We start from the raw sequence: 23,328 nt of genomic DNA, 5'->3' as shown, positions 1-23,328 counted from the left end.
GACCGCTGCCGTCTAAAGTGCGGGTTGCGGGTGAATCACCGCCCTCAGGCGTTCCTCCTGGAGAAACTTCATGATGATCGGCGCCACGGCCTCGGCCCGGGTAATCAGGAACAGATGGCCGTCGTCGATGATGTGCAGTTGGGCGTTGGGAATGCGCCAGGCCAGCATGCGCATGTTGATCAGCGGGATCAGCGGGTCGTCGTCGCCGGCCAGCACCAGGGTCGGCTGCTTGATCTTGTGCAGCCAGTGGATGCTGGTCCAGCCAAGCCCGGCGAACAGTTGCCAGTAGTAACCCAGCTTGCCCGCCGAACGCACTTTGCTCGCGTGTTCGGCGGCCAGTTTCGAATCCCGACGGAAGGAGCCGCCGTAGATCATCGGTGCAATGCGCACCACGTGGGACGGTTGGATATAACGCCGGGGGCTGGCCATCAGCCACAAGACTTTCGGCTTGCCCGGCACCATGAAGGCACCGGCGGCGGTGGCGGCCAGAATCAGCTTCTTGCAGCGTTCCGGATAGTCATAGGCGAACTGCTGCGCCAGCGCGCCGCCCCAGGAAACGCCCACCGCGTTGACCTGGCCATAGTCCAGGTAATCGAGCATGCGCGCGGTGAGTTTGGCCAGGCCGGGAAAGCGATAAGGCCGGCTGGGGGTCGACGAGCCGCCGACGCCTGGCACATCAAAGGCAATCACTTCCAGGTCCGGGTCCAGGGCCTGGACGAACGGAAACACCAGCTCAAGGTTGGCGCCGATGCCATTGAAAATCAGCAGCGGCGTCAAGTGAGGCTTGCCCGGGCGTACCGCCGTGCGGATAGCTTGGCCATCCAGGTCGATGGTACGGAAGATGAACGGTTGCGGCATGGGCTTACCCTGCAAAATGGCGCTATTTCCCTGCGGGAACACGGTCAATGTGGGAGCTGGCTTGCCTGCGATGCAGACGCTACGGTGTATCAGGCACACCGAGTTGATGCCATCGCAGGCAAGCCAGCTCCCACATTTGATCCCATTCCCGCCTACCTTTCGTGAACGTATGTGCCCGGCGCCGCTTCCGCCGCTGCATAAGTCTTGTTGCCCAGGTTCGCAGGCGCCTTCTTCAACTTGCCCGACCGCTCCGCCTGCCACGCCTGCCAATGCAACCACCACGAATCGGTGTGCTTGGTGGCGTTCTCCTGCCAGTCCAGGGCCTTGCCCGGCATTGTATCGCTGGTCTGGTAACGCGATTTTGGATTGCCCGGCGGGTTCAGAATGCTCTGGATATGCCCGCTGCTGGACAGCACAAACTCCACCTTGCCGCCAAACAGCTGCGCCGACTTGTAGCAGGACTGCCACGGTGTGATGTGGTCGTTGGTGCCGGCCAAAGAATAAATATCGGCAGTGACCTGCTTCAGGTCGATCGGCGTGCCGCACACTTCCAGGGCATTGGCGCGCACCAAGGGATTGTTCTTGAACAGTTCGATCAGGTCGCCATGGAACGCGGCCGGCAAGCGGGTGGTGTCGTTGTTCCAGAACAGGATGTCGAACACCGGTGGCTCGTTGCCCAGCAGGTAGTTGTTGACCCAGTAGTTCCAGATCAGGTCATTGGGGCGCATCCAGGCAAACACCTTGGCCATGTCGCGGCCTTCCAGCACACCGGCCTGGTAGGAATGGCGCTTGGCCGCTTCCAGGGTCTGTTCGTCGACGAACAACGCCACCTGGGTGTCCAGGGTGGTGTCCAGCACGCTCACCAGCAGGGTCAGGGCGTTGACCTTCTTCTCGCCCAGCGCCGCGTAGTGGCCCAGCAGGGCGGTGCAGGTGATGCCGCCGGAGCAGGCGCCAAGCATGTTGATGTCTTTGCTGCCGGTGATCGCGCTCACCACATCCACCGCTTCTTTCAGCGCCTCGATGTAGGTCGACAGGCCCCACTCGCGCTGGGCCTTGGTCGGGTTGCGCCAACTGACGATAAACGTCTGCTGGTTATTGCGCAGGCAGAACCGCGCCAGGCTCTTGTCCGGGCTCAGGTCGAATACATAGAACTTGTTGATCTGCGGCGGCACCACCAGCAGCGGGCGTTCGTGCACCTGCTCGGTGATCGGCCGGTACTGGATCAGCTCCAGCACATCGTTGCGAAACACCACGGCGCCTTCGGTGGTGCCCAGGCTCTTGCCCACTTCAAAGGCGCCCATGTTGACCTGGCTTGGCATGCCGCCGTTGTGCACCATGTCCTTGGCCAGGTGGGACAGGCCATCCAGCAGGCTCTTGCCGCCGGTTTCAAAGAAGCGTTTGACCGCCGCCGGGTTGGCTGCGCTGTTGGTGGGCGCCATGGCTTCGGTCATCAGGTTGATGACGAAGTGGCCGCGGCTGATGTCGTGTTCCGACAGGTTGCTGTCACCGATCCAGTCGTGCAGCTCCTTGCGCCACGCCAGGTAGGTTTGCAGGTAACGTTTGTAGAGCGGGTTCTGGGTCCACGCCGGGTCGTTGAAACGACGGTCGTCGGCCTCGGGTGTCAGCTGTGATTTGCCGAACACCACGTTCTTCAATTCGACGCCGAAATGGGCGACATGCTTGACGCTGTGCAACGGTTGTTTGATGGCCTGGGTCAGCACCATCCGAGCGGATGCCAGTAAATCCTTTTTCCGTAACGCGATGATCGGGTTCAGCCCCAGGGTGTTTTCCGAGGCCTGGCGTTTCAAGTCATCGTTGTTCTTGTTACTCATCTACGACGCTCCATTGTCCGACAGACGAGTACCGGGTACCGCTGTGTACCACTACTTGCCACACAGCACAGCCTGGTACTACTGCTCGGGTGACCGTTAATACCGCATCGTCAAATGCAGGGAACTTGCCAGTTCCATTGGTTACCCGAGTTTAATTTTTTTCGCAAGCGGGCCAATCGTTGGCCACGACAGAGGGGCATTCAAGCAGATGGAATTAGAAAATGCCCACTAATGAGCAAGAGGCCTGGGCTAGAGCATCAGCCGCACGACCGACTGGCTCGGGTCGCGGGTTTTTCCGGCGGCTTTCAGCTCGGCAAGATAGTCAGCCCACAGCGCGTCCTGACGCACGGCAAGTTGATAGAGGTAGTCCCAGGTGAACAATCCGCTGTCATGGCCATCGTCGAAGGTCAATTTCAGTGCGTATTGGCCGGCGGGTTCGATCTTGGTCAAGCCGACATTGAGCTTGCCGAATTGCAGGATCGGTTTGCCGTGGCCCTGGACCTCGGCGGAGGGGGAGTGCACGCGAAGGAATTCGGCGGGCAGTTGATACACCTCGTCGGGACCGTAGGTGAGGCCCAGGGTCCTGGAGGCTTTGTGCAGGTTGATGGCGGTAGGCAGTTTGGTCATTTGGGGAACCGCTCAGAGATGATCCTGAAGGAACCGGCTTTAAACTGTGGGAGCGGGCTTGCTCGCGAATGCGGTGGGTCAGTTCATGCAATTGTGACTGACCCACCGCATTCGCGAGCAAGCCCGCTCCCACATTAAAGCAGAGCGGTTCCTGCGTGAGGCTTACAGGATATAACGAGACAGATCTTCGTTCTGCGCCAATTCGCCCAGGTGGCTGTTGACGTAGTCGGCGTCGATCTTGATTGCCACGCCATTCTGCGCGCCCGCCATGTCGCCGGCACTGAAGGACACTTCCTCCAGCAGGCGCTCAAGCAGGGTGTGCAAGCGACGGGCACCGATGTTCTCGGTCTTCTCGTTGACCTGCCAGGCAATCTCCGCCAGACGCTTGATACCGTCCGGCAGGAACTCAATCCCCAGGCCTTCGGTTTTCAGCAGCTCGCGGTATTGCTCGGTCAGCGACGCATGCGGCTCGCTGAGGATGCGTTCGAAATCGCCCGGCGTCAGCGCTTTCAGCTCAACGCGAATCGGCAGGCGGCCTTGCAGCTCCGGCACCAGGTCGCTTGGCTTGCTCAGGTGGAACGCACCGGACGCGATAAACAGGATGTGGTCGGTCTTGACCATGCCCAGCTTGGTGTTGACGGTGCAGCCTTCGATCAGCGGCAGCAGGTCGCGCTGCACGCCTTCGCGGGACACATCGACCCCGCCGGAATTACCGCGCTTGGCCACCTTGTCGATCTCGTCGATAAACACGATGCCGTGCTGCTCGACCGCTTCCAGGGCCTTGGCCTTGAGTTCTTCCTCATTGACCAGGCGCCCGGCCTCTTCGTCGCGCACCAGTTTCAGCGCTTCCTTCACCTTGAGCTTGCGGCTTTTCTTCTTGCCTTTGCCCATGTTGGCGAACAGGTTCTGCAACTGGCTGGTCATTTCTTCCATGCCAGGCGGTGCGGAGATGTCGACGCCGGACACTTCGGCGACTTCGATCTCGATTTCCTTGTCGTCCAGCTGGCCTTCACGCAGGCGCTTGCGGAACAGCTGGCGGGTGTTGGAATCCGAGCTCGGTGCGGCGTCTTCGTTGAAGCCCATGCGTGCCGGTGGCAGCAGGGCGTCGAGGATGCGTTCTTCGGCGGCGTCTTCGGCGCGATGGCTGACCTTGGTCATTTCCTGTTCGCGCAGCAGCTTCAGGGCAGCGTCGGCCAGGTCACGAATGATCGACTCGACGTCACGGCCCACATAGCCCACTTCGGTGAACTTGGTGGCTTCGACCTTGATGAACGGAGCATTGGCCAGCTTGGCCAGGCGCCGGGCGATCTCGGTTTTACCGACACCGGTCGGGCCGATCATCAGGATGTTCTTGGGGGTTACTTCAACGCGCAATTCTTCGGGCAGTTGCATCCGGCGCCAGCGGTTACGCAGGGCGATGGCAACGGCGCGCTTGGCATCGTCCTGGCCGATGATATGGCGATTGAGTTCATGGACGATTTCGCGGGGAGTCATGGACATAGTAATTGGCGGTCCTCAAGCGGGAATAAGCCTGCGGCTTATTCGGCGAGGTCCTGCTCCTCAATGGTCAGGTTGTGGTTGGTGAAGACACAGATGTCGCCAGCGATACCCAGGGCCGTCTCGACGATTTCCCGGGCCGACAGGTCGGTTTTCTTCAGCAGGGCGCTGGCAGCGGCCTGGGCGTAACCGCCGCCGGAACCCATGGCGATCAGGCCTTCTTCGGGTTCAACCACGTCGCCGTTGCCGGTGATGATCAGCGAGGCGTCTTTGTTGGCGACGGCCAACATGGCTTCCAGGCGGCTGAGGGAGCGGTCGGTGCGCCATTCTTTGGCGAGTTCGACGGCGGCACGGACCAGATGGCCCTGGTGCTTCTCAAGTTGGCCTTCAAAGCGCTCGAACAGGGTAAAGGCGTCAGCGGTGGCGCCGGCGAAACCGGCGAGGACCTGGCCGTGGTACAGGCGACGGACTTTTTTCGCGTTGCCTTTCATCACGGTATTGCCAAGTGAAACCTGGCCGTCGCCGCCCATGACGACTTTGCCGTGGCGGCGAACTGAAACGATGGTGGTCAAGGGGAGAGTCTCCACGCTGCGGGGCGAAAATGCCCTGATGGAACTCATATGGGGGTGGCGGGGGGGATTTCAACTGTAGGACGGGAGGGCGGACGAGTGGTGTTTATGTGTCGGACCCGGTCCTGAGGCCGATGAAAATCAAATGTGGGAGCGGGCTTGCTCGCGAATGCGGTGTGTCAGTCACCTAAAATATTGACTGATCTACCGCATTCGCGAGCAAGCCCGCTCCCACATTAACCCGATGCTGTTTCCGGAATCAGCGGCTCTGGCGTTGTTGTAACAACAGGTTGCTAAACCCGGCGCCGGCCAGTTGCTTCTGCGCCACGGTCAGCTGTTCACGGTTGCTGAACGGCCCCACCAGCACGCGATACCAGGTCGCATCCTTAACCGTCCCGGACTCCACCGTCACCGCCTGCCCCAACAGAATAATCTGCGCGCGCACACGGTCCGCATCCGCCTGTTTCGGGAACGAGCCCGCCTGCAGGAAGAACTTGGTCACGGGCGCGGCCTTGGTGGTGGCGACCGGCGGCGGTGGCGGCGGGGTAATCCCGGCCAGCGCAGCCTGGGCCCGGGCCGTGTCGATCTTCGCTGCTTCCGCCGGGGTAACCGGCGTAGTCGGCACCGGCTGCGGCGTCGGCAGGGTTTTCTCCGGCACGGCGTCCGGCGGCACGATCACTTCCGATTCCGGCAGCAGCGTGTAGAAGTCGTATTTCGGCTTCACCGGCGCAGTCGGGCTAGGCGGTGTCTTGTTCGCCTCGGCCATTTTCGTGGCCTTCTGCTGTTCTTGCTTGACCCGTTTGACGTCATCGCCCTTGCCCGGGTCGAGCTTCATCAGGAACACCACAAACGCGCCGACCGTCAGGCCGATGGCCATCCACAACCAGCCCGGAATAGGCTTCTTCGCCGGTGCCTGGTAGCGGCTGGCGCCGCGCTTGGGTGCAGGTTTTTTCTTGGCAGCCAACTTACATACGCTCCAGAGTTTCCAGGCCCAACAATTCCAGGCCTTGCTTGAGGGTCCGTCCTGCCAGTGCGGCGAGGCGCAGGCGGCTCTGCTTTTGGGCTTCGTCGTCTGCGGTCAGGATCGGGCAGTTCTCGTAGAAGCTGGAGAACAAACCGGCGACTTCGTACAAATAGGTGCAGAGGATGTGCGGTGTGCCTTTTTCGCCGACGCTGTTCAGCACTTCGCCGAATTGCGCCAGTTTGGCGGCCAGTTCCTGCTCGTGTGGCGCCTCAAGGTTGATCTGGCCTTCGACTTCGCTGAAGTCCTTGCCCAGCTTGCGGAACACACCGGCCACCCGCGTGTAGGCATACAGCAGGTACGGCGCGGTGTTGCCTTCGAAGTTGAGCATCAATTCGAAGTTGAAGCTGTAGTCGCTGGTGCGGTGCTTGGACAGGTCGGCGTATTTCACCGCGCCAATCCCCACGACGCGGGCGATGTTGCGCAGGTCGGCTTCGGCCAGCTCCGGGTTCTTTTCCTTCACCAGGTTGTAGGCGCGGTCCTGGGCTTCGTTCAGCAGGTCGATCAGCTTCACGGTGCCGCCGTCACGGGTCTTGAACGGGCGGCCATCGGCGCCGTTCATGGTGCCGAAGCCCATGTGTTCCATCTGCATCGGATGGGTCACGAAACCGGCGCGGCGCGCCACTTCGAACACTTGCTGGAAGTGCAGGGCCTGGCGCTGGTCAACGAAATACAGGGCACGGTCGGCTTTCAGCACGCCGCTGCGGTAGCGCACGGCGGCCAGGTCGGTGGTGGCGTAGAGGTAGCCGCCATCGGCCTTGACGATGATCACCGGCAGCGGGTCGCCGTCGGCGGTCTTGAATTCTTCGAGGAACACGCACTGCGCGCCGTTGCTTTCAACCAGCAGGCCCTTGGCCTTGAGGTCGTTGACCACGTTGATCAGGTCGTCGTTGTAGGCGCTTTCGCCCATCACGTCGGCCATGGTCAATTTGACGTTGAGCAGCTCGTAGATTTCCTGGCAGTGGGACAGCGAGATCTCGCGGAAGCGGCCCCACAGTTCCAGGCATTCGGCATCGCCGGCTTGCAGCTTGACCACCAGGCCACGGGCGCGGTCGGCGAATTCTTCGGATTCGTCGAAACGCTTCTTGGCGGCGCGGTAGAAGTTCTCCAGGTCCGACAGCTCATTGCTGGTGATCGGGTTTTCCTGCAGATAGGCCATCAACATGCCGAACTGGGTGCCCCAGTCGCCCACGTGGTTCTGGCGGATCACGTCATCGCCGAGGAACTCCAGGACCCGCGCCACGCCGTCACCGATGATGGTGGAGCGCAGGTGGCCCACGTGCATTTCCTTGGCCAGGTTCGGTGCCGACAGGTCGATGGCCACGCGCTGTGCCGGGCCGGCCTTGCGCACGCCGATTTTCGCGTCGGCCAGGGCCGCGTCCAGGCGCGAAGCCAGGGCCTGGGTGTTCTGGAAGAAGTTGATGAAGCCTGGGCCGGCGATTTCAGCCTTGGTTACCTGCGGGTCGGCCGGCAGCGCGGCGATGATTTTTTCCGCCAGGTCGCGCGGCTTCAGGCCGGCCGGCTTGGCCAGCATCATCGCGATGTTGCTGGCGAAATCACCGTGGGTCTTGTCGCGGGTATTTTCCACCTGGATCGCCGGCGTCAGGCCTTCAGGCAACACACCTTCGTTGACGAGTTGGGTGAGGGCTTGTTGGATCAGCTGGCGAATGGTGTCTTTCATGGTGTTCTCTTTCGACCGCAAGCGGTGGCGCGCGATGCGCAGGTGGAAAAACTGGGCATTATCCGTGGCGAGGGCGGGCTTGCCAACCTTCGCGGGACCTTGACGGACGATTAACCTGTGGCGAGGGAGCTTGCTCTGGCGAGGGAGCTTGCTCCCGCTGGAGTGCGTAGCGCTCCCGGCTTTTTTGGGGCTGCTACGCAGCCCAGCGGGAGCAAGCTCCCTCGCCACAGGGGGTTAGTACAAATCTACCGGGTCTACGTCCAGCGACCATCTCACTTGTCGCCCGCTGGGCATTTGCTCCAGCGCAAGTAACCAGCTGCTTAATAAACGATGCAGCGGCGCGCGGGCACTGGCTTGCAAGAGTAGCTGGGCGCGGTAACGCCCGGCGCGGCGTTCCATCGGTGCTGGCACCGGGCCCAATAGCTCGATGCCGGTCAGACCCAGTTCCCCCAGCAAACGTTCAGCCTCGCTGCACGCTTCATCCAGGAAACCTTCGGCCTGCCCCGGCTTGTGCGCTTCGGCCCGCAGCAGCGCCAGATGCGCAAACGGTGGCAAACCTGCCGAGCGTCGCTCGCTCAAGGCCTGTTCGGCGAAGGCAAAGTAGCCTTGTTCTGTCAGTTGAATCAGCAGCGGGTGGTCGGCCAGGTGCGTCTGGATGATCACCTTGCCCGGCTCTTCGGCCCGCCCGGCCCGGCCTGCGACCTGCACGGTCAACTGCGCCATGCGCTCGCTGGCGCGAAAATCCCCGGAGAACAGCCCGCCGTCGGCATCCAGGATCGACACCAGGGTCACCCGTGGGAAGTGATGCCCTTTGGCAAGCATCTGCGTGCCCACCAGAATGCACGGCTGGCCCTTCTGGATCGTGGTGAACAACTGATTCATCGCGTCCTTGCGCGAGGTGCTGTCGCGGTCGACCCGCAGCACCGGGTAATCCGGGAACAGGATGCCCAGTCGTTCTTCGGCGCGCTCGGTGCCCGCGCCCACCGGTCGCAAGTCGACTTTGCCGCACTGCGGGCAGTGCCGCGGCACCCGCTCCACATGGCCGCAGTGATGGCAGCGCAACTCGCCGGAGCGCTGGTGCACGGTCATTCGCGCGTCGCAGCGATTGCACTCGGACATCCAGCCGCAGTCGTGGCACAGCAGCGTCGGCGCAAAACCCCGGCGGTTGAGGAACACCAGCACTTGCTGGCCCGCCGCGAGGGTTTGCCCGATGGCTTGCTGCATCGGCCCGGAAATGCCGCTGTCCAGCGGGCGACTTTTCACGTCCAGGCGCAGGAAGCGTGGCTGCTTGGCGCCGCCGGCCCGTTCATTGAGACGCAGCAGGCCGTAGCGCCCGGTGTAGGCGTTGTGCAGGCTTTCCAGGGAAGGCGTGGCCGAGCCCAGCACAATCGGGATGTTTTCCTGGCGGGCGCGCACCAGCGCCAGGTCGCGGGCGTGGTAGCGCAGGCCTTCCTGCTGTTTATAGGAGCCGTCATGTTCTTCGTCGATGATGATCAGCCCGGGATTTTTCATCGGGGTGAACAGCGCCGAACGGGTGCCGATAATAATGTCGGCCTCGCCGTCCCGGGCGGCGAGCCAGGATTCCAGGCGCTCGCGGTCGTTGACCGCCGAGTGCACCAGGGCGATGCGCGCGTTGAAACGCTGCTCGAAACGCGCCAGGGTTTGCGGGCCGAGGTTGATCTCGGGGATCAGCACCAGTGCCTGTTTGCCGGCTTCGAGGGTTTCGCGGATCAGTTGCAAATAGACTTCGGTCTTGCCGCTGCCCGTGACGCCGGCCAGCAGGAACGCGTGGAAGCTGTCGAAGCCGGCGCGAATTGCCTCGTAGGCGGCGCGTTGTTCGGGGTTGAGCGGCAATTCCGGCTGAGCCAGCCAGTGTTCGTGGCGCTCGCCGGGGGCGTGCTTGCGGATTTCCACCTGCACCAGGCCCTTGGCCAGCAGCAAGTCCAGGCTGTCCTTGCTCAGCATCAGCTTGCTTAACAGCTGATGGGCGACGCCGTGGGGATGCTGGGCCAGGGTTGCCAGGGCTTCACGCTGGCGCGGGGCGCGGGCGATGCGCGGGTCGTCCATGCGCGCCCCCGGGACCATCGACCAGAAACGCTCCTGGCGCGCCTCGGCCAGTTCGCCCTGGCGCAACAGCACCGGCAGCGCCCAGCTCAAGGTGTCGCCGAGGCTGTGCTGGTAATACTGCGAGGTCCACAGGCACAGCTTGAACAGCGCAGGCGGCAGCGGCGGCGTGCTGTCGAGGATGGCCACGGCGGGCTTGAGCTTCTCGGCGGGCACTTCGCTGTGATCGGCGACCTCCACCAGGATGCCGATCATCTCCCGCCGGCCAAACGGTACCCGTACGCGCATGCCGGGCTGCAACTGCGACCGCAATACGCCGGCAGGGGCCCGATAATCGAACAGGCGGCGCAGGGGCGAGGGCAGGGCGAGGCGCAAAATGGCGTCGGGCACGCGGGGGTTCTCATATGACGGGCGGCGAAGAAGGGCGGGAGCCTAGCAGACCAGCGGTGGATGTGGGAGCCGGGCTTGCCCGCGATAGTACCGACACGGTGCACCTGAGGCACCGCGGCGCCTGCATCGCGGGCAAGCCCGGCTCCCACAGGACCTTGTGTATGCCGCGCTTTTCTGATGAAAGGGGCCGTTGTGCTTCTTGCGCGTTTAAAAAGGTCTGGTAGAATCCGCGGCCTAATTACGTGCGGTATTCAACAATAGTGTTGATTGGCGGCACGCTAGCCTGAGGAATACACCATGAAAGCCGATATCCATCCAAACTATGTTGCCATCGACGTTACCTGCAGCTGCGGTAACAAGTTCGAAACCCGTTCGACTTTCGGCAAAGCTCTGCCAATCGACGTGTGCAACGAGTGCCACCCGTTCTACACCGGTAAGCAGAAGACTCTGGATGTTGGCGGCCGTGTTGACCGCTTCAAGACCCGCTTCGGTGCTTTCGGCGCTAAAGCTGCTCCTAAAGCCGAGTAAGGCTGGTCCGCTTGGATGGCCTGTATGGCTTGTCCTCGCTGATGAAAAAGGCGTCCCTTGTGGGCGCCTTTTTTGTGTCTGCGATTTGGCTGGCGCCCGCCCAGGCCGAGGTGTTCTGCCCGGCGCCCGGCGATGTCGCGACCTTCGACGTGCAGCGGGTAGTGGATGGCGACACCGTGCGCCTCAAGGACGGCCGCAGCATACGCATGATCGGCGTCAATGCCCCGGAAACCGGCAAGCAGGGGCGCACTGACGAGCCCTTCGCCGTGGCCGCTCGCGAGCGCCTGCAAAATCTGGTGGACGCGAGCGGTGGGCGCGTTGGCGTGGTGCCCGGACGGGAGAGCAAGGACCGTTACGGCCGCACCCTGGCCCATCTCTACGGTGCCAATGGAGCAAATCTGGAAGCGCAGTTGCTCGCCGAAGGCCTTGGCTTCCAGGTGGCGGTCGCGCCGAATGTGGAACTGGTGGCCTGCCAGCAAGCCGCCGAACGCAGCGCCCGGCAGGCCCGGCTGGGGGTGTGGCGCCGGTCACCGGTGGTCGATGCGGCGAAGATCCGGCGCTCGGGCTTTGCCGTGGTCAACGGCCGAGTGAGCAAAATCGAACGCAATCGCGGCGGAGTCTGGATTGAGTTGCAGGGCTCACTGGTACTGCGCATTGCACCCAATCTGGTGGGCCGATTCGACAGTGCACTGTTGAAGGGTTTGCAGGGCCAGTCCATCGAAGCCCGCGGCTGGGTGCTGGACCGCTCCCGACGCGGCGGCCTGGAAAAGGGCCAGGCACGCTGGCTGTTGCCACTGACCGATCCCGGCATGCTCGAGCAGGCGCCGTAAGAAAAAATTGTAGACATTTTTCAGGTCGATTGTGAACAGTTGAGCCCTTGTATCCCGTGGCTCTTGGCCAAAAGTCGTAGGGCAGGGCCCTTGACACCTGTGACTGCCCAGTCTTGTGGGGACTTTGCGACACGCGTATCCTCGGCGGTCCGTCGACCAACAGTAAAAGCGGAATGCCGATATGTCTGATTTGAAAACTGCCGCTCTCGAATATCATGCCCATCCTCGTCCAGGAAAGCTGAGTGTAGAGCTCACCAAAGCCACTGCCACCGCCCGCGACCTGTCGCTGGCCTACAGCCCTGGCGTTGCCGAGCCCGTACGTGAAATCGCCCGCGATCCTGAACTGGCCTACAAGTACACCGGCAAAGGCAACCTGGTTGCAGTGATCTCTGATGGCACCGCGATCCTCGGCCTGGGTAACCTCGGCCCATTGGCTTCCAAGCCAGTCATGGAAGGTAAGGGCGTGCTGTTCAAGCGCTTCGCCGGCATTGACGTATTCGATATCGAAGTCGATTCCGAAAGCCCGCAGGCTTTCATCGACACCGTAAAGCGCATCTCCATCACCTTCGGTGGCATCAACCTGGAAGACATCAAGGCACCTGAGTGCTTCGAGATCGAAAAGGCCCTGATCGAACAGTGCGACATCCCGGTATTCCACGATGACCAGCACGGCACCGCGATCGTTACCGCGGCCGGCATGATCAACGCCCTGGAAATCGCCGGCAAAACCCTTGGCGAAGCCAAGATCGTTTGCCTGGGCGCCGGCGCCGCGGCCATCTCCTGCATGAAGTTGCTGGTGAGCATGGGCGCCAAGCTGGAAAACATCTACATGGTCGACAGCAAGGGCGTTGTGCAGTCCGAGCGTACCGACCTGAACCAGTACAAGGCGATGTTCGCGCATCCGTCCTCCAAGCGTACCCTGGCTGACGCCCTGGACGGTGCAGACGTGTTCGTTGGCCTGTCCGGCCCGAACCTGCTGAGCGCCGAAGGCCTCAAGTCCATGGCCGCCAACCCGATCGTGTTCGCGTGCTCCAACCCGGATCCGGAAATCTCTCCGGAGCTGGCCCACGCCACCCGTAGCGACGTGATCATGGCTACCGGCCGTTCGGACTACCCGAACCAGGTCAACAACGTACTGGGCTTCCCGTTCATCTTCCGTGGTGCCCTGGACGTTCGCGCCAAGCGCATCAACGAAGAGATGAAAGTCGCGGCCGCCAACGCCCTGCGCGAACTGGCCAAACTGCCGGTTCCTCAGGAAGTGTGCGACGCCTACGGCGGCATCAAGCTGGAATTCGGTCGTGAGTACATCATCCCGAAACCAATGGACAAGCGCCTGATCACCCTGATCTCCGATGCCGTGGCCAAAGCCGCAATCGAGACGGGTGTGGCCACCCTGCCGTATCCGAAGAACTACCCGCTGCAAAGCGTGGATGATGTGTTCAACGGCTAAGCCGTTGTAGCGCACCACCAAAAAGCCCCGGCTCTTGCGAGTCGGGGCTTTTTTTGTGGCTGGCAATTGGCTCGAGCCTGGCGGTGATCCAACTGTGGGAGCGGGCTTGCTCGCGAAGACGGTGTGTCAGTCGGCCCATCTGAGCCTGATACTCCGCTTTCGCAAGCCCGCTCCCACATTGGAACTGCGTGTTAGAACAAGTCGATCGGCGCCGCCTCGTCCGCCGGCAGCGGGCTGCCCGGTGCAACACCATTGCCCAGCTCGTTGACCGACGGCGGCGTGTCCTCGCTCTTGAACAGCTCGAAGTACGCATTCGGCGTGCTCGGCGCTGCTGCACGGCCGCTGACCGGGTCGATCCGCAGGCTCAGGATGCCTTCCGGTTCCGGCTGGGTATGCAGCGGCATATCCTTCAGCGCGGCGCCCATGTAGCTCATCCAGATCGGCAGCGCGACGGTGCCGCCGAACTCCCGGCGACCGAGGCTTTCCGGCTGGTCGTAACCAGTCCATACGGTGGTCACGTAGTCGGCGTTGTAGCCGGAGAACCAGGCATCCTTGGAGTCGTTGGTGGTACCGGTCTTGCCGGCGATATCGGCACGGCCCAGGGCCAGGGCGCGACGCCCCGTACCTTTCTTGATCACGTCTTCCAGGATGCTGTTGAGGATGTAGGTGGTACGGCCATCCACAACGCGTTCGGCTACCGCCGGCGCTTGTGGTGCGGCGGGAGCGCCGGCTGCCGGGGCTTCGCCTGGCGTCGGCTCGATGGTGATGCCGCCGTTGGTCGGTGCTGCCTGACCATCAGTGGCCGCGACGCCATTGACCACGTCGCCCGGTACCCGTGGCGGGTTGGCGGTGAACAGGGTTTCGCCGCTACGGCTTTCTATCTTGTCGATCAGGTACGGGGTGATCTTGTAGCCGCCGTTGGCAAAGGTGCTCCAGCCGGTGGCGATTTCCATCGGTGTCAGCGTGGCGGTACCCAGTGCCAGGGACAGGTTGGGCGGCAGGTCCGACTTGTTGAAGCCGAAGCGGGTGATGTAGTCGATGGTCTTGCCTACGCCCATCGCCTGCAGCAGGCGGATCGACACCAGGTTACGCGACTTGTACAGCGCCTCGCGGACGCGGATCGGGCCGAGGAAGGTGTTGGTGTCGTTCTTCGGGCGCCAGACCTTGTCCAGGTACTCGTCGACGAACACGATCGGTGCATCGTTGACCAGGCTGGCGGCGGTGTAGCCGTTATCCAGGGCGGCGCTGTAGATGAACGGCTTGAAGCTGGAACCCGGCTGGCGCTTGGCCTGGGTGGCGCGGTTGTAGTTGCTCTGCTCGAAGGCAAAGCCGCCGACCAGGGCACGGATTGCACCGTTCTGCGGGTCAAGCGACACCAGCGCGCCCTGTGCCACGGGCACCTGGCTGAATTTCAGGCTGTCGTCCTTCTGGCGCTGCACGCGAACCAGGTCACCGACCTGGGCCACGTCCGACGGCTGCTTGGGCATCGGGCCCATGCTGTTGGTGTTCAGGAAAGGGCGGGCCCATTTCATGCTGTCCCACGACACATGCTCTTCGCCGGTGCGCGTCAGTACCTGCACGCCATCTTTCTTCACCTGGGTGACGATGGCGGGTTCAAGGCCGCTGATCGGGCGCTGTTTGCCCAGCTCGACGGTCCAGGCGCTCAGGGTCTTGCCCGGCAGGCGCGATTCAGGGCCGCGGTAGCCATGGCGCTGGTCATAGGCGACCAGGCCGTCGTGTACCGACTTGTTGGCGATTTCCTGCAGGTTGCTCGGAATCGTCGTGGTCACGCGGAAACCTTCGGTGTACGCCTCGCTGCCATAGCGGCCGACCATCTCGGCACGGGCCATTTCGGCGATATACGGGGCATTCACTTCCGGGGTCGGCACGTGATAGCTGGCGTTCAGCGGCTCGGCCACCGCACTTTCGTACGCGGCCTGGTCGATCTTGCCCAGCTTGTACATGCGGCCCAGGATCCAGTCGCGGCGCTCTTTGCTGCGCGCCGGGTTGGCCAGCGGGTTAAAGCGTGAAGGCGCCTTGGGCAGGCCGGCAATCATCGCCATCTGCGCCAGGCTGGCGTCACGAATCGACTTGCCGTAGTAAACCTGCGAAGCCGCCTCGATGCCGTAGGCGCGGTTGCCCAGATAGATCTTGTTGACGTACAGCTCAAGGATCTCATCCTTGGTCAGCTGACGTTCGATCTGCAACGCCAGGAGGATTTCCGTGGCTTTGCGGGAAAAGCTGCGTTCGCTGGTGAGGAAGAAGTTCTTCGCCACCTGCATGGTGATGGTGCTGCCACCGGATTGAATGTGTCCGCTTTTTACCAACTGCGTGGCCGCCCGCACCAGGCTGCTTGGGTCGACGCCATAGTGATTGGCGAAGTTATCGTCTTCAGCCGACAGCAGGGCGTTGATGAAATTGGGTGGAATGTCGGCGAAACGGATCGGTGTGCGGCGCATTTCGCCGAACTCCGCGATCAGTTTTTCATCGCTGCTGTAGACCCGCAAAGGAATCTGCAACTGGATACTTCTCAGGGCCTCTACGGAGGGCAAACCCGGACTAAGGTAGAGATAGGCCCCGCTGAGCACGAGCATCAGCCCGCAGACGATCGCGACAATGGAGTACCCGAAAAACTTCAGCAGACGAATCAAGGCTTTTGGATTTCCAAGGAAAAGAATGGGTTAGGCGTCGGGGCATGCACGGCAAGTGGTGGATCGACCCGGCCAGCAGATAAACGCGGGAAAAAACGCTGGGCATTAAAGCATTTTTCGGCTTCGGGCGTCATTCGCGCCGCTCATACAAGCCGACCGAATGCAGGAAGCCTGGCAGCAATCAGTCCGTAAGACAGGGAAAGTTTTGGGGAGTTTTATGAGAAAGGGATTTTTCAGGCGAAAAGCCGATGCCGTCCTGGGTATCGACATCAATGACACCGGCGTCAGGCTGGTGGAGCTGGAGGCTTCAGGCACTGGCTACAGCGTGCGGGGCTACGCCATGCAGCAGTTGCCGGCCCATGCGGTGGTCGACAGCAGCGTGGTTGATTTCGATGCCGTCGCGCAGGCACTTTCCCGGGCGCTGGTACAGGCGCATACATCACTCAGGCATGCCGCCGTGGCCGTGGCAGGGCCCTCGGTGATTACCCGCGTGCTGGAGATGGACGCGGGGCTGACGGATGCTGAAATGGTGCGTCGAATCCATGGGGAAGCAGACCAGTACATTCCTTATCCGCTGGAGGATGTGGCTATCGACTTCCAGGTGCAGGGCCCGTCGGCCCATGACCCGCAAAGCGTCGATGTGCTGCTGGTTGCCTGCCTCAAGGAACAGGTAGAGGCCCGTGAGGCGGTTTTGGCCCTTGCGGGGCTGGCGACGCGGATAGTGGATGTCGAAGCATTTGCATTGGCTCGCGCGGGCAGGCAGGCTTCGGACAGCATCACGCCGGGCCGTCGTGTCGATGGCGCGCAATGGGCCGTGGATGCCCAGGGAATGGGAGTGGCCTGCGGGCTGGCCCTGAGGAGTTTCGACTGATGACACGAATCAACCTGTTGCCGTGGCGCGCAGAACGGAATGAGCGGCGGCGCAAATATTTTCTGGTGTTTTTGGCGGGGGCTGCAGCGGTGGCGCTGGCTGCGGTTTGGCTGGCAGACCAGGTGATCGACCGTGCAATCGATCGGCAGTTGGCCCGCAATAACCAGTTGAGCCAGGGTGTCACCGGGCTCGACTCGCGCATCAAGGCCATCGACGAACTGCATGAGCAGCGCCAGCAGTTGATGGAACGGATGAAAGTTGTGCAGGGTTTGCAGGACGATCGTGCGGCGGGTGCTCAGTTGCTGGACCAGTTGGCCCGTGCCGTGCCGGACGGGGTGCAGTTGCGCGAAGTGAGCGTCGACGGCGGTTCTGTTTCCATCAGCGGCACGGCCGGATCGAACCGGGACATTGCTCAGTTCATGCGTGGCCTTGAAGCTGCCGAAGACTTGGAAGCGCCCCGGCTTCAACGGGTTCGCGGCGCGCAGGAGGGCGACGACAATGGCTTCCAGTTGACGGTTCGCCATGGTCACTCGGATGAGGTGCGCCAATGAGAGGGGCGTCAGGCCTGCCAGGGCTGACAGAATCCGATATAACCCAGCTCTGCCAGAACGCCGCCAACTGGCCCTTGCCGGGCAAGGCGTTGCTGGCTGGCGCGGTGGTTTGCCTGCTGTGGGCGGTGGGCAATACCTTCTACTTGAGTGGGGCGCGGGAGCAACTGCGCCAGCTTGAGTCGCAGGAAGTGGCGCTTGAACAGCAGGTCGCGCTGAAAACCAGCCAGGCTGCCGGCCTGGAGTCCCTGGTCCGCGAACTCGAAACAATGCGAGGCCATTTCGCCAACCTGTTACGGTGGCTGCCTGCCGACACCCAGGTACCCGGCCTGCTTGAAGATATTGGCCGCCTGAGTGCCGCCAATGGCTTGGTGCTGGAGGCCATCGAACTTCGGGATGACCAGCCTCGCGCCCTGTACATCGAATCGCCCATGCAGATTGGCGTCACCGGGACTTTTCACGACCTGGCGGCGTTCATCAACGGCATGGCCAGCTTGCCGGGAATTGTCACGGTGCATGACTTGGCATTCAGTCCTGTCGATCCCTCGGTGTTGCATCTCAGTCTGGTAGCCAGGACCTATCGTCACAACCGCCAGGCGGGCGATGACCTGGAGGTTGATTTGCACCCGCCGGCACAGGCTGTCGCCGAGCCCGGGCCGCAGCAAGTGGCGTACGATTTTGCAGCCTTGCGCGACCCTTTCCAGCCGCCCTCTCGCCAACTGGTTCGACCCGCCGGGCGACCGGCTGCCGGACCTGATCTCGCCAGGCCTCGCGGAATCCTCGAAGGCTTCGCCGTGGAGCAGTTCGAAATGGTCGGGACCCTGTCCCTGGGGGCCCAAACCTTCGCCCTGCTGCGCGGAGCGTCGTCTGTCCATCGGCTGGCAATCGGCGATTACCTCGGCCCGGACCACGGGCGCATCACGGCAATCCACGACTCCCATGTCGAACTGGCCGAGCTTTTCCCGGATGGTCAGGGCGCGTGGCTGGAACGCTCGCAAACCCTTGCACTGAACGCTAACTCATAACGGAAACAAACAATGAAAAGGACTTTTTCGTCCTTCGGTGTGGCGCTATGGATAGCGTTCACGGCACCGATGGTCATGGCTGTGCCCAATCGAATCGACTTGATTCACCTGCCGCCACCTGGCAATGCGCCCCTGAGTACCGGACGCGTGGCATTCACCGGGGACAAGCTGTCCCTCAACTTCCAGAACATCGAGTTGCGCGCGGTGCTGCAGCAGATTGCTGACGTTGCCGGCCTCAATCTGGTGACCAGCGACGACGTGCAGGGTTCGATCACCCTGCGCCTCAAGGACGTGCCCTGGGACCAGGCCCTGGACCTGGTGCTGCAAACCAAGGGGCTGGACAAGCGTGTGACGGCCAATGTGCTGCTGGTCGCGCCGGCCGAGGAGTTGGCCGCCCGCGAGTTGCTGGCGATGGAGTCGCGCAAGCAAATGACTGAGTTGGCACCGCTGCGCCGCGAGTTGCTGCAAGTCAATTACGCCAAGGCGTCGGACCTGGCCAAGCTCTTCCAGTCGGCCGTGGGCCTGGAAGGTGCAACCGATGAGCGCGGCTCGGTGGCGGTGGATGACCGCACCAACAACATCATCGCCTACCAGACCCGGGAGCGGCTGGAGGAGCTGCGCACGATTGTGGCGCAACTGGATATTCCGGTAAGGCAGGTGATGATCGAGGCGCGGATCGTCGAGGCCAATGTGGATTACGACAAAAGCCTTGGCGTGCGCTGGGGCGGGCAACTGAATCGGGGTAACTGGAGCGCTGGCGGGATCAGGAAACCGCTGGCCGAAGGCGCCGAGCCGCCTGAAACCCCGCCCAGCTCGCCGTTTGTGGACCTGGGGGCGGTCAACGGCAGCGCCGGCCTGGGTGTCGCGTTTATCACCGACAACCTGCTGCTGGACCTGGAACTGACCGCCATGGAAAAAACCGGCAATGGTGAAATCGTTTCGCAGCCCAAGGTCGTCACCTCCGACAAGGAAACCGCGCGAATCCTCAAGGGCACCGAGATTCCCTATCAGGAGTCCAGCTCCACCGGCGCGACCTCGGTGTCGTTCAAGGAGGCCTCCTTGTCATTGGAAGTGACCCCGCAAATCACCCCGGACGGCTGGGTGATCATGGAGGTCAAGGTCACCAAGGATGAGCCCGACTACCTGAACAGGCTCAACGATGTGCCGCCGATCAAGAAAAACGAGGTCAATGCCAAGGTGCTGGTCAAGGACGGGGAGACCATCGTGATCGGTGGGGTTTTCTCCAATACTCAAAGCAAAGTGGTAGATAAAGTGCCATTTTTGGGCGATGTGCCGTATCTTGGCCGCCTTTTCCGGCGGGATGTGGTTTCGGAGAAAAAATCCGAGCTGCTGGTATTCCTGACTCCGCGTATTATGAATAACCAGGCGATTGCTGTGAGTCGTTGATTCTGTGCGAAATTTGATTCTTGTAGGACCGATGGGGGCTGGAAAAAGCACCATCGGCCGTTTGCTGGCCAAAGAGCTGCGCCTGCCATTCAAAGACTCCGATAAGGAAATTGAATTGCGCACGGGCGCCAATATCCCGTGGATATTCGATAAGGAAGGCGAACTGGGCTTTCGCGACCGCGAGCAGGCGATGATTGCCGAGCTGTGCGGCTGCGATGGCGTGGTATTGGCCACCGGCGGTGGCGCAGTGATGCGCGACGAGAATCGCCGGGCGTTGCACGCCGGCGGTCGCGTGGTTTATCTGCACGCGTCTGTCGAGCAGCAGGTGGGCCGCACCGCTCGCGACCGCAATCGCCCATTGCTGCGCACCGCCGACCCGGCAAAAACCCTGCGGGACCTGCTGACGCTGCGCGACCCGCTTTATCGGGAAATCGCCGATCTGGTGGTGGAAACCGATGAGCGGCCGCCACGAATGGTGGTTCTCGACATTCTCGAGCGCCTGGCACAGTTGCCACCCCGTTAAAGCCAGGGCCGAAATGCGCTATCCTCGGCGGCGCGTCATGACCGTCCGAGTTGTGGCGTAGAGCCATCAGGCAGCGTCAGATCCCGACGTTGCCGACAACGTTAATGTAGGGCAGGACGCCTGCTTTCATCTTCAACGCGGGGACACATGCAGACACTTAAGGTCGATCTTGGCGAGCGCAGCTACCCGATCCATATTGGCGAAGGTTTGTTGGACCAGCCCGAGTTGCTCGCACCGCATATTGCCGGGCGGCAAGTGGCGATCATCTCCAATGAAACGGTCGCGCCGCTGTATCTTGAGCGTCTGAGTCGCAGCCTGGCGGCGTACTCGGTGATCTCGGTGGTGCTGCCGGACGGCGAGGCCTTCAAGACCTGGGAAACCCTGCAACTGATCTTTGATGGCCTGCTGACGGCCCGTCATGACCGGCGCACCACGGTGGTGGCCCTGGGTGGCGGTGTGATCGGCGACATGGCCGGCTTTGCAGCAGCCTGCTATCAGCGCGGCGTGGACTTTATCCAGGTACCGACCACCTTGCTGTCCCAGGTCGATTCGTCGGTGGGCGGCAAGACGGGCATCAACCACCCGCTGGGCAAGAACATGGTTGGCGCGTTCTATCAGCCGAATGTGGTGCTGATCGACACTGCCACCCTCAATACCCTGCCACCCCGCGAGCTGTCGGCGGGCCTGGCGGAAGTCATCAAGTACGGGCTGATCTGCGACGAGCCGTTCCTGACCTGGCTGGAAGAACACGTCGACGCCCTGCGCGCCCTCGACCAGGTGGCACTCACCGAAGCGATTTCCCGCTCCTGCGCCGCCAAGGCGCTGGTGGTGAATGCCGACGAACGTGAGTCCGGCGTGCGCGCCACCTTGAACCTCGGCCACACCTTCGGCCATGCGATCGAGACCCACATGGGCTATGGTGTGTGGTTGCATGGGGAGGCCGTAGCGGCTGGCACAGTGATGGCATTGGAGATGTCGCAACGCCTGGGCTGGATCAGCGCCCAGGAGCGTGATCGCGGGATCCGCCTGTTCCAGCGCGCCGGGTTGCCGGTCATTCCTCCCGAGGAGATGACCGAGGCAGATTTTCTCGAACATATGGCAATAGACAAGAAAGTGATCGACGGTCGACTGCGACTGGTGCTGTTGCGCCGAATGGGCGAAGCGGTAGTGACCGACGATTATCCGAAAGAGATTTTACAGGCCACGCTGGGAGCGGATTACCGCGCCCTGGCCCAGCTTAAAGGTTAATAAGATCCCGATGACTAGTTTGCATGCCGACGAGGCGTTCCTCGGCCATTACCAGTTAAGCCACGACCCTTTTGCTCCTCGGGTGCCTGGTTTCAAGTTTTTCCCTGCGCAACGCAAGCCGGTGCTGGGACAACTGCACCACCTGGCGCGCTACAGCCAGTTGCTGCTGGTGGTCACCGGCCCATTGGGCAGCGGCAAGACCTTGCTGCGCCAGGCACTGGTGGCCAGCACCAACAAGCAATCGGTACAGAGCGTGGTGGTTTCCGCCCGTGGTGCCGGTGATGCGGCAGGCGTGTTGCGTCAAGTGGCCCAGGCCCTCGACGTGTCCACTGCCGAGCCGAATGCGATCCTCAAGCAAGTGGTGCAACTGGGCCTGACCGGCCAGGAAGTCTACCTGCTGGTGGATGACGCCGAGCAGCTCGACGAATCTGCCCTGGAAGCGTTGCTGGCCCTGGCGGCCGGTACGCCTGAAGGGCGCCCGCATGTGTTCCTGTTTGGCGAGTCTTCGCTGATCGCCGAACTTGAACAGATCAGCGGTGAGCAGGAGCTGTTCCACGTCATCGAACTGCAGCCTTACGAAGAAGAAGAAACCCGCGAATACCTGGCCCAGCGGCTGGAAGGCGCGGGGCAGGGCATCGAACTTTTCTCCGCTTCGCAGATCTCTGATATTCACGAAAGCTCCGACGGCTGGCCTGGCACCATCAACCAGGTTGCCCGGGATGCCATGATCGAAGCCATGATTGCCAGCCGCTCAGCGGTAAAGCGTCCAAAGATGGGGTTTACTATGCCGAAGAAGCACGTATTGGCAATTTCTGCCGTTGTCGTGGTTGCCGTCGCCGCCGCCTGGTTGATTCCAGGTCGCAACAAGGCACCGACCACCGCTGGCGCGCCAACCGAACAGGCGCAGTTGCCACTGGGCAAGCCAACGCCGAACGTTGAGTTTGCCAACTCCGGCCAACCCACCAACCTGCCAATGGTCGGCCAACCGGTGATGCGCGGCCCGCTCGCCGAAGAAGCTGGCGGCATCTCCGAAGGCGACGATGGGGTGCCCGTGGAAGGCTCCAGCGCCACGCCGCCGACCGTGACCACCACCGCGCCACCTGCGGGCGTGCCAGCCGGTCAGCCAGCGGCCAAGCCGACGCCAGCGCCAGCCCAGGTCGCCACCGCCAAGCCTGCGCCTGCGGCCAAGCCGGCTCCAGCCGCCAAGCCTGCCGAAAAACCGGCCGTCGTGGCCAAGGCCGCGACTGGCGCTGCCGGCAGCAGCTGGTATGCCAGCCAGCCTACCGGTAACTTCGTGGTGCAGATCCTCGGCACCAGCTCCGAAGCCAACGCCCAGGCGTTCGTGAAAGAGCAGGGCGGCGAGTACCGTTATTTCAAGAAAGTGCTCAACGGCAAGCCTCTCTATGTAATCACGTACGGCAACTTCTCCAGCCGTGCAGCAGCGGAATCCGCTATCAAGGCCTTGCCAGCGAAGGTTCAGGCTGGTAAACCTTGGCCTCGCACTGTCGCCAGCGTTCAACAAGAACTGGCAACAACTCGCTGAAGATCCGGCGGCCTTACCCAGGCCGCCCTCTCGGCACCTCAAAAAAACAACACAGCGTGCAGCCCTGAAGGCCGCGCGCTTTGTGGTGTCTGCGTCACAGTGGCTTTTGAGTCGTAGCGGTCAAAATTAAAAAAGTTTTGACTAGCACAGCATATCGCTTTAAAC

The 23,328-nt window shown here is 62.1% G+C and carries 19 protein-coding genes; 10 read left to right on the top strand and 9 right to left on the bottom strand.

Going from position 1 to position 23,328, the window contains the following annotated elements; genetic code table 11:
* Positions 1 to 12 precede the first annotated feature (12 nt).
* The 8 genes from phaZ to HX821_RS23375 all read right to left on the bottom strand — a co-directional run bounded on the left by phaZ (position 13) and on the right by HX821_RS23375 (position 10,539).
* Complete coding sequence (phaZ, locus tag HX821_RS23410) at positions 13 to 858, bottom strand: poly(3-hydroxyalkanoate) depolymerase (RefSeq protein WP_003209316.1); 846 nt, start codon at positions 856 to 858, stop codon at positions 13 to 15.
* A 152-nt stretch (positions 859 to 1,010) separates the two neighbouring features.
* A complete protein-coding gene (gene phaC / locus HX821_RS23405; RefSeq protein ID WP_003209318.1) occupies positions 1,011 to 2,690 on the bottom strand; it encodes a class II poly(R)-hydroxyalkanoic acid synthase in 1,680 nt (559 codons plus the stop codon).
* Between the two features lie 249 nt (positions 2,691 to 2,939).
* The gene (locus HX821_RS23400) at positions 2,940 to 3,317 is read right to left on the bottom strand and encodes a gamma-butyrobetaine hydroxylase-like domain-containing protein (protein ID WP_003209319.1); all 378 of its coding nucleotides are present in this window, start codon (positions 3,315 to 3,317) and stop codon (positions 2,940 to 2,942) included.
* Between the two features lie 162 nt (positions 3,318 to 3,479).
* Complete coding sequence (hslU, locus tag HX821_RS23395) at positions 3,480 to 4,817, bottom strand: ATP-dependent protease ATPase subunit HslU (protein WP_003209321.1); 1,338 nt, start codon at positions 4,815 to 4,817, stop codon at positions 3,480 to 3,482.
* A 38-nt stretch (positions 4,818 to 4,855) separates the two neighbouring features.
* The gene (gene hslV, locus HX821_RS23390) at positions 4,856 to 5,386 is read right to left on the bottom strand and encodes an ATP-dependent protease subunit HslV (protein ID WP_003209323.1); all 531 of its coding nucleotides are present in this window, start codon (positions 5,384 to 5,386) and stop codon (positions 4,856 to 4,858) included.
* Positions 5,387 to 5,642: 256 nt separating this feature from the next.
* Complete coding sequence (locus HX821_RS23385; RefSeq protein WP_003209324.1) at positions 5,643 to 6,347, bottom strand: SPOR domain-containing protein; 705 nt, start codon at positions 6,345 to 6,347, stop codon at positions 5,643 to 5,645.
* Position 6,348: 1 nt separating this feature from the next.
* Positions 6,349 to 8,085 carry an arginine--tRNA ligase gene (gene argS / locus HX821_RS23380; RefSeq protein ID WP_003209327.1) on the bottom strand — a complete coding sequence of 579 codons (1,737 nt, stop codon included), beginning with the start codon at positions 8,083 to 8,085 and terminating at the stop codon, positions 6,349 to 6,351.
* Between the two features lie 234 nt (positions 8,086 to 8,319).
* Entirely contained in the window at positions 8,320 to 10,539 is a 2,220-nt protein-coding gene (locus tag HX821_RS23375; protein ID WP_177036486.1) for a primosomal protein N', read from the bottom strand.
* A gap of 297 nt (positions 10,540 to 10,836) precedes the next feature.
* Here HX821_RS23375 and rpmE point away from each other — a divergent pair, with 297 nt between their 5' ends.
* The 3 genes from rpmE to HX821_RS23360 all read left to right on the top strand — a co-directional run bounded on the left by rpmE (position 10,837) and on the right by HX821_RS23360 (position 13,347).
* The gene (rpmE, locus tag HX821_RS23370) at positions 10,837 to 11,067 is read left to right on the top strand and encodes a 50S ribosomal protein L31 (RefSeq protein ID WP_003209330.1); all 231 of its coding nucleotides are present in this window, start codon (positions 10,837 to 10,839) and stop codon (positions 11,065 to 11,067) included.
* Between the two features lie 41 nt (positions 11,068 to 11,108).
* Positions 11,109 to 11,897 (top strand): thermonuclease family protein, encoded by a 789-nt coding sequence (locus tag HX821_RS23365; RefSeq protein WP_177036506.1) that lies wholly within the window; start codon positions 11,109 to 11,111, stop codon positions 11,895 to 11,897.
* Positions 11,898 to 12,078: 181 nt separating this feature from the next.
* Positions 12,079 to 13,347, top strand: coding sequence for a malic enzyme-like NAD(P)-binding protein (locus HX821_RS23360; RefSeq protein WP_003209334.1), 1,269 nt, complete (start codon positions 12,079 to 12,081; stop codon positions 13,345 to 13,347).
* Positions 13,348 to 13,538: 191 nt separating this feature from the next.
* Here the strand turns inward: HX821_RS23360 and HX821_RS23355 are convergent, their stop codons facing one another.
* The gene (locus HX821_RS23355) at positions 13,539 to 15,995 is read right to left on the bottom strand and encodes a penicillin-binding protein 1A (protein WP_371316175.1); all 2,457 of its coding nucleotides are present in this window, start codon (positions 15,993 to 15,995) and stop codon (positions 13,539 to 13,541) included.
* A gap of 220 nt (positions 15,996 to 16,215) precedes the next feature.
* Between HX821_RS23355 and pilM the strand changes: the two genes are divergently transcribed.
* The 7 genes from pilM to HX821_RS23320 all read left to right on the top strand — a co-directional run bounded on the left by pilM (position 16,216) and on the right by HX821_RS23320 (position 23,163).
* Positions 16,216 to 16,869: a type IV pilus biogenesis protein PilM gene (gene pilM, locus HX821_RS23350; protein ID WP_087692533.1), complete on the top strand. Its 654-nt coding sequence runs from the start codon at positions 16,216 to 16,218 to the stop codon at positions 16,867 to 16,869.
* Positions 16,869 to 17,420, top strand: a complete 552-nt coding sequence (locus HX821_RS23345; RefSeq protein WP_087692529.1) for a PilN domain-containing protein — start codon at positions 16,869 to 16,871, stop codon at positions 17,418 to 17,420. Before pilM ends, HX821_RS23345 begins: the two co-directional genes overlap by 1 nt.
* Entirely contained in the window at positions 17,417 to 18,442 is a 1,026-nt protein-coding gene (locus HX821_RS23340) for a pilus assembly protein PilP (protein ID WP_177036482.1), read from the top strand. The genes HX821_RS23345 and HX821_RS23340 overlap by 4 nt, the downstream gene beginning before the upstream one ends.
* Before the next feature lie 69 nt (positions 18,443 to 18,511).
* Positions 18,512 to 19,849, top strand: coding sequence for a type IV pilus secretin PilQ (locus HX821_RS23335; protein ID WP_102367943.1), 1,338 nt, complete (start codon positions 18,512 to 18,514; stop codon positions 19,847 to 19,849).
* A gap of 4 nt (positions 19,850 to 19,853) precedes the next feature.
* The gene (gene aroK, locus HX821_RS23330; RefSeq protein ID WP_003209345.1) at positions 19,854 to 20,372 is read left to right on the top strand and encodes a shikimate kinase AroK; all 519 of its coding nucleotides are present in this window, start codon (positions 19,854 to 19,856) and stop codon (positions 20,370 to 20,372) included.
* 147 nt (positions 20,373 to 20,519) lie between these two features.
* Positions 20,520 to 21,620 (top strand): 3-dehydroquinate synthase, encoded by a 1,101-nt coding sequence (gene aroB / locus HX821_RS23325; RefSeq protein WP_003209346.1) that lies wholly within the window; start codon positions 20,520 to 20,522, stop codon positions 21,618 to 21,620.
* Positions 21,621 to 21,630: 10 nt separating this feature from the next.
* Positions 21,631 to 23,163, top strand: a complete 1,533-nt coding sequence (locus HX821_RS23320; RefSeq protein ID WP_177036480.1) for an SPOR domain-containing protein — start codon at positions 21,631 to 21,633, stop codon at positions 23,161 to 23,163.
* The last annotated feature ends 165 nt before the right edge of the window (positions 23,164 to 23,328 follow it).

It is taken from the genome of Pseudomonas sp. B6001 (assembly GCF_013386015.1).
Taxonomy (GTDB): Bacteria; Pseudomonadota; Gammaproteobacteria; order Pseudomonadales; family Pseudomonadaceae; genus Aquipseudomonas.
Note: the sequence above shows the minus strand (reverse complement) of the source record. Positions and strands in the feature narration are given on the sequence as shown.

Coding starts and splice junctions, on each gene's coding strand:
- HX821_RS23340 (WP_177036482.1), top strand. CDS start 17,417: ATGAGAGGGGCGTCAGGCCTGCCAGGGCTGACAGAATCCGATATAACC.
- phaC (WP_003209318.1), bottom strand. CDS start 2,690: ATGAGTAACAAGAACAACGATGACTTGAAACGCCAGGCCTCGGAAAAC.
- HX821_RS23400 (WP_003209319.1), bottom strand. CDS start 3,317: ATGACCAAACTGCCTACCGCCATCAACCTGCACAAAGCCTCCAGGACC.
- aroB (WP_003209346.1), top strand. CDS start 20,520: ATGCAGACACTTAAGGTCGATCTTGGCGAGCGCAGCTACCCGATCCAT.
- HX821_RS23360 (WP_003209334.1), top strand. CDS start 12,079: ATGTCTGATTTGAAAACTGCCGCTCTCGAATATCATGCCCATCCTCGT.
- hslU (WP_003209321.1), bottom strand. CDS start 4,817: ATGTCCATGACTCCCCGCGAAATCGTCCATGAACTCAATCGCCATATC.
- HX821_RS23365 (WP_177036506.1), top strand. CDS start 11,109: ATGAAAAAGGCGTCCCTTGTGGGCGCCTTTTTTGTGTCTGCGATTTGG.
- HX821_RS23345 (WP_087692529.1), top strand. CDS start 16,869: ATGACACGAATCAACCTGTTGCCGTGGCGCGCAGAACGGAATGAGCGG.
- phaZ (WP_003209316.1), bottom strand. CDS start 858: ATGCCGCAACCGTTCATCTTCCGTACCATCGACCTGGATGGCCAAGCT.
- pilM (WP_087692533.1), top strand. CDS start 16,216: ATGAGAAAGGGATTTTTCAGGCGAAAAGCCGATGCCGTCCTGGGTATC.
- HX821_RS23335 (WP_102367943.1), top strand. CDS start 18,512: ATGGTCATGGCTGTGCCCAATCGAATCGACTTGATTCACCTGCCGCCA.
- HX821_RS23320 (WP_177036480.1), top strand. CDS start 21,631: ATGACTAGTTTGCATGCCGACGAGGCGTTCCTCGGCCATTACCAGTTA.
- rpmE (WP_003209330.1), top strand. CDS start 10,837: ATGAAAGCCGATATCCATCCAAACTATGTTGCCATCGACGTTACCTGC.
- argS (WP_003209327.1), bottom strand. CDS start 8,085: ATGAAAGACACCATTCGCCAGCTGATCCAACAAGCCCTCACCCAACTC.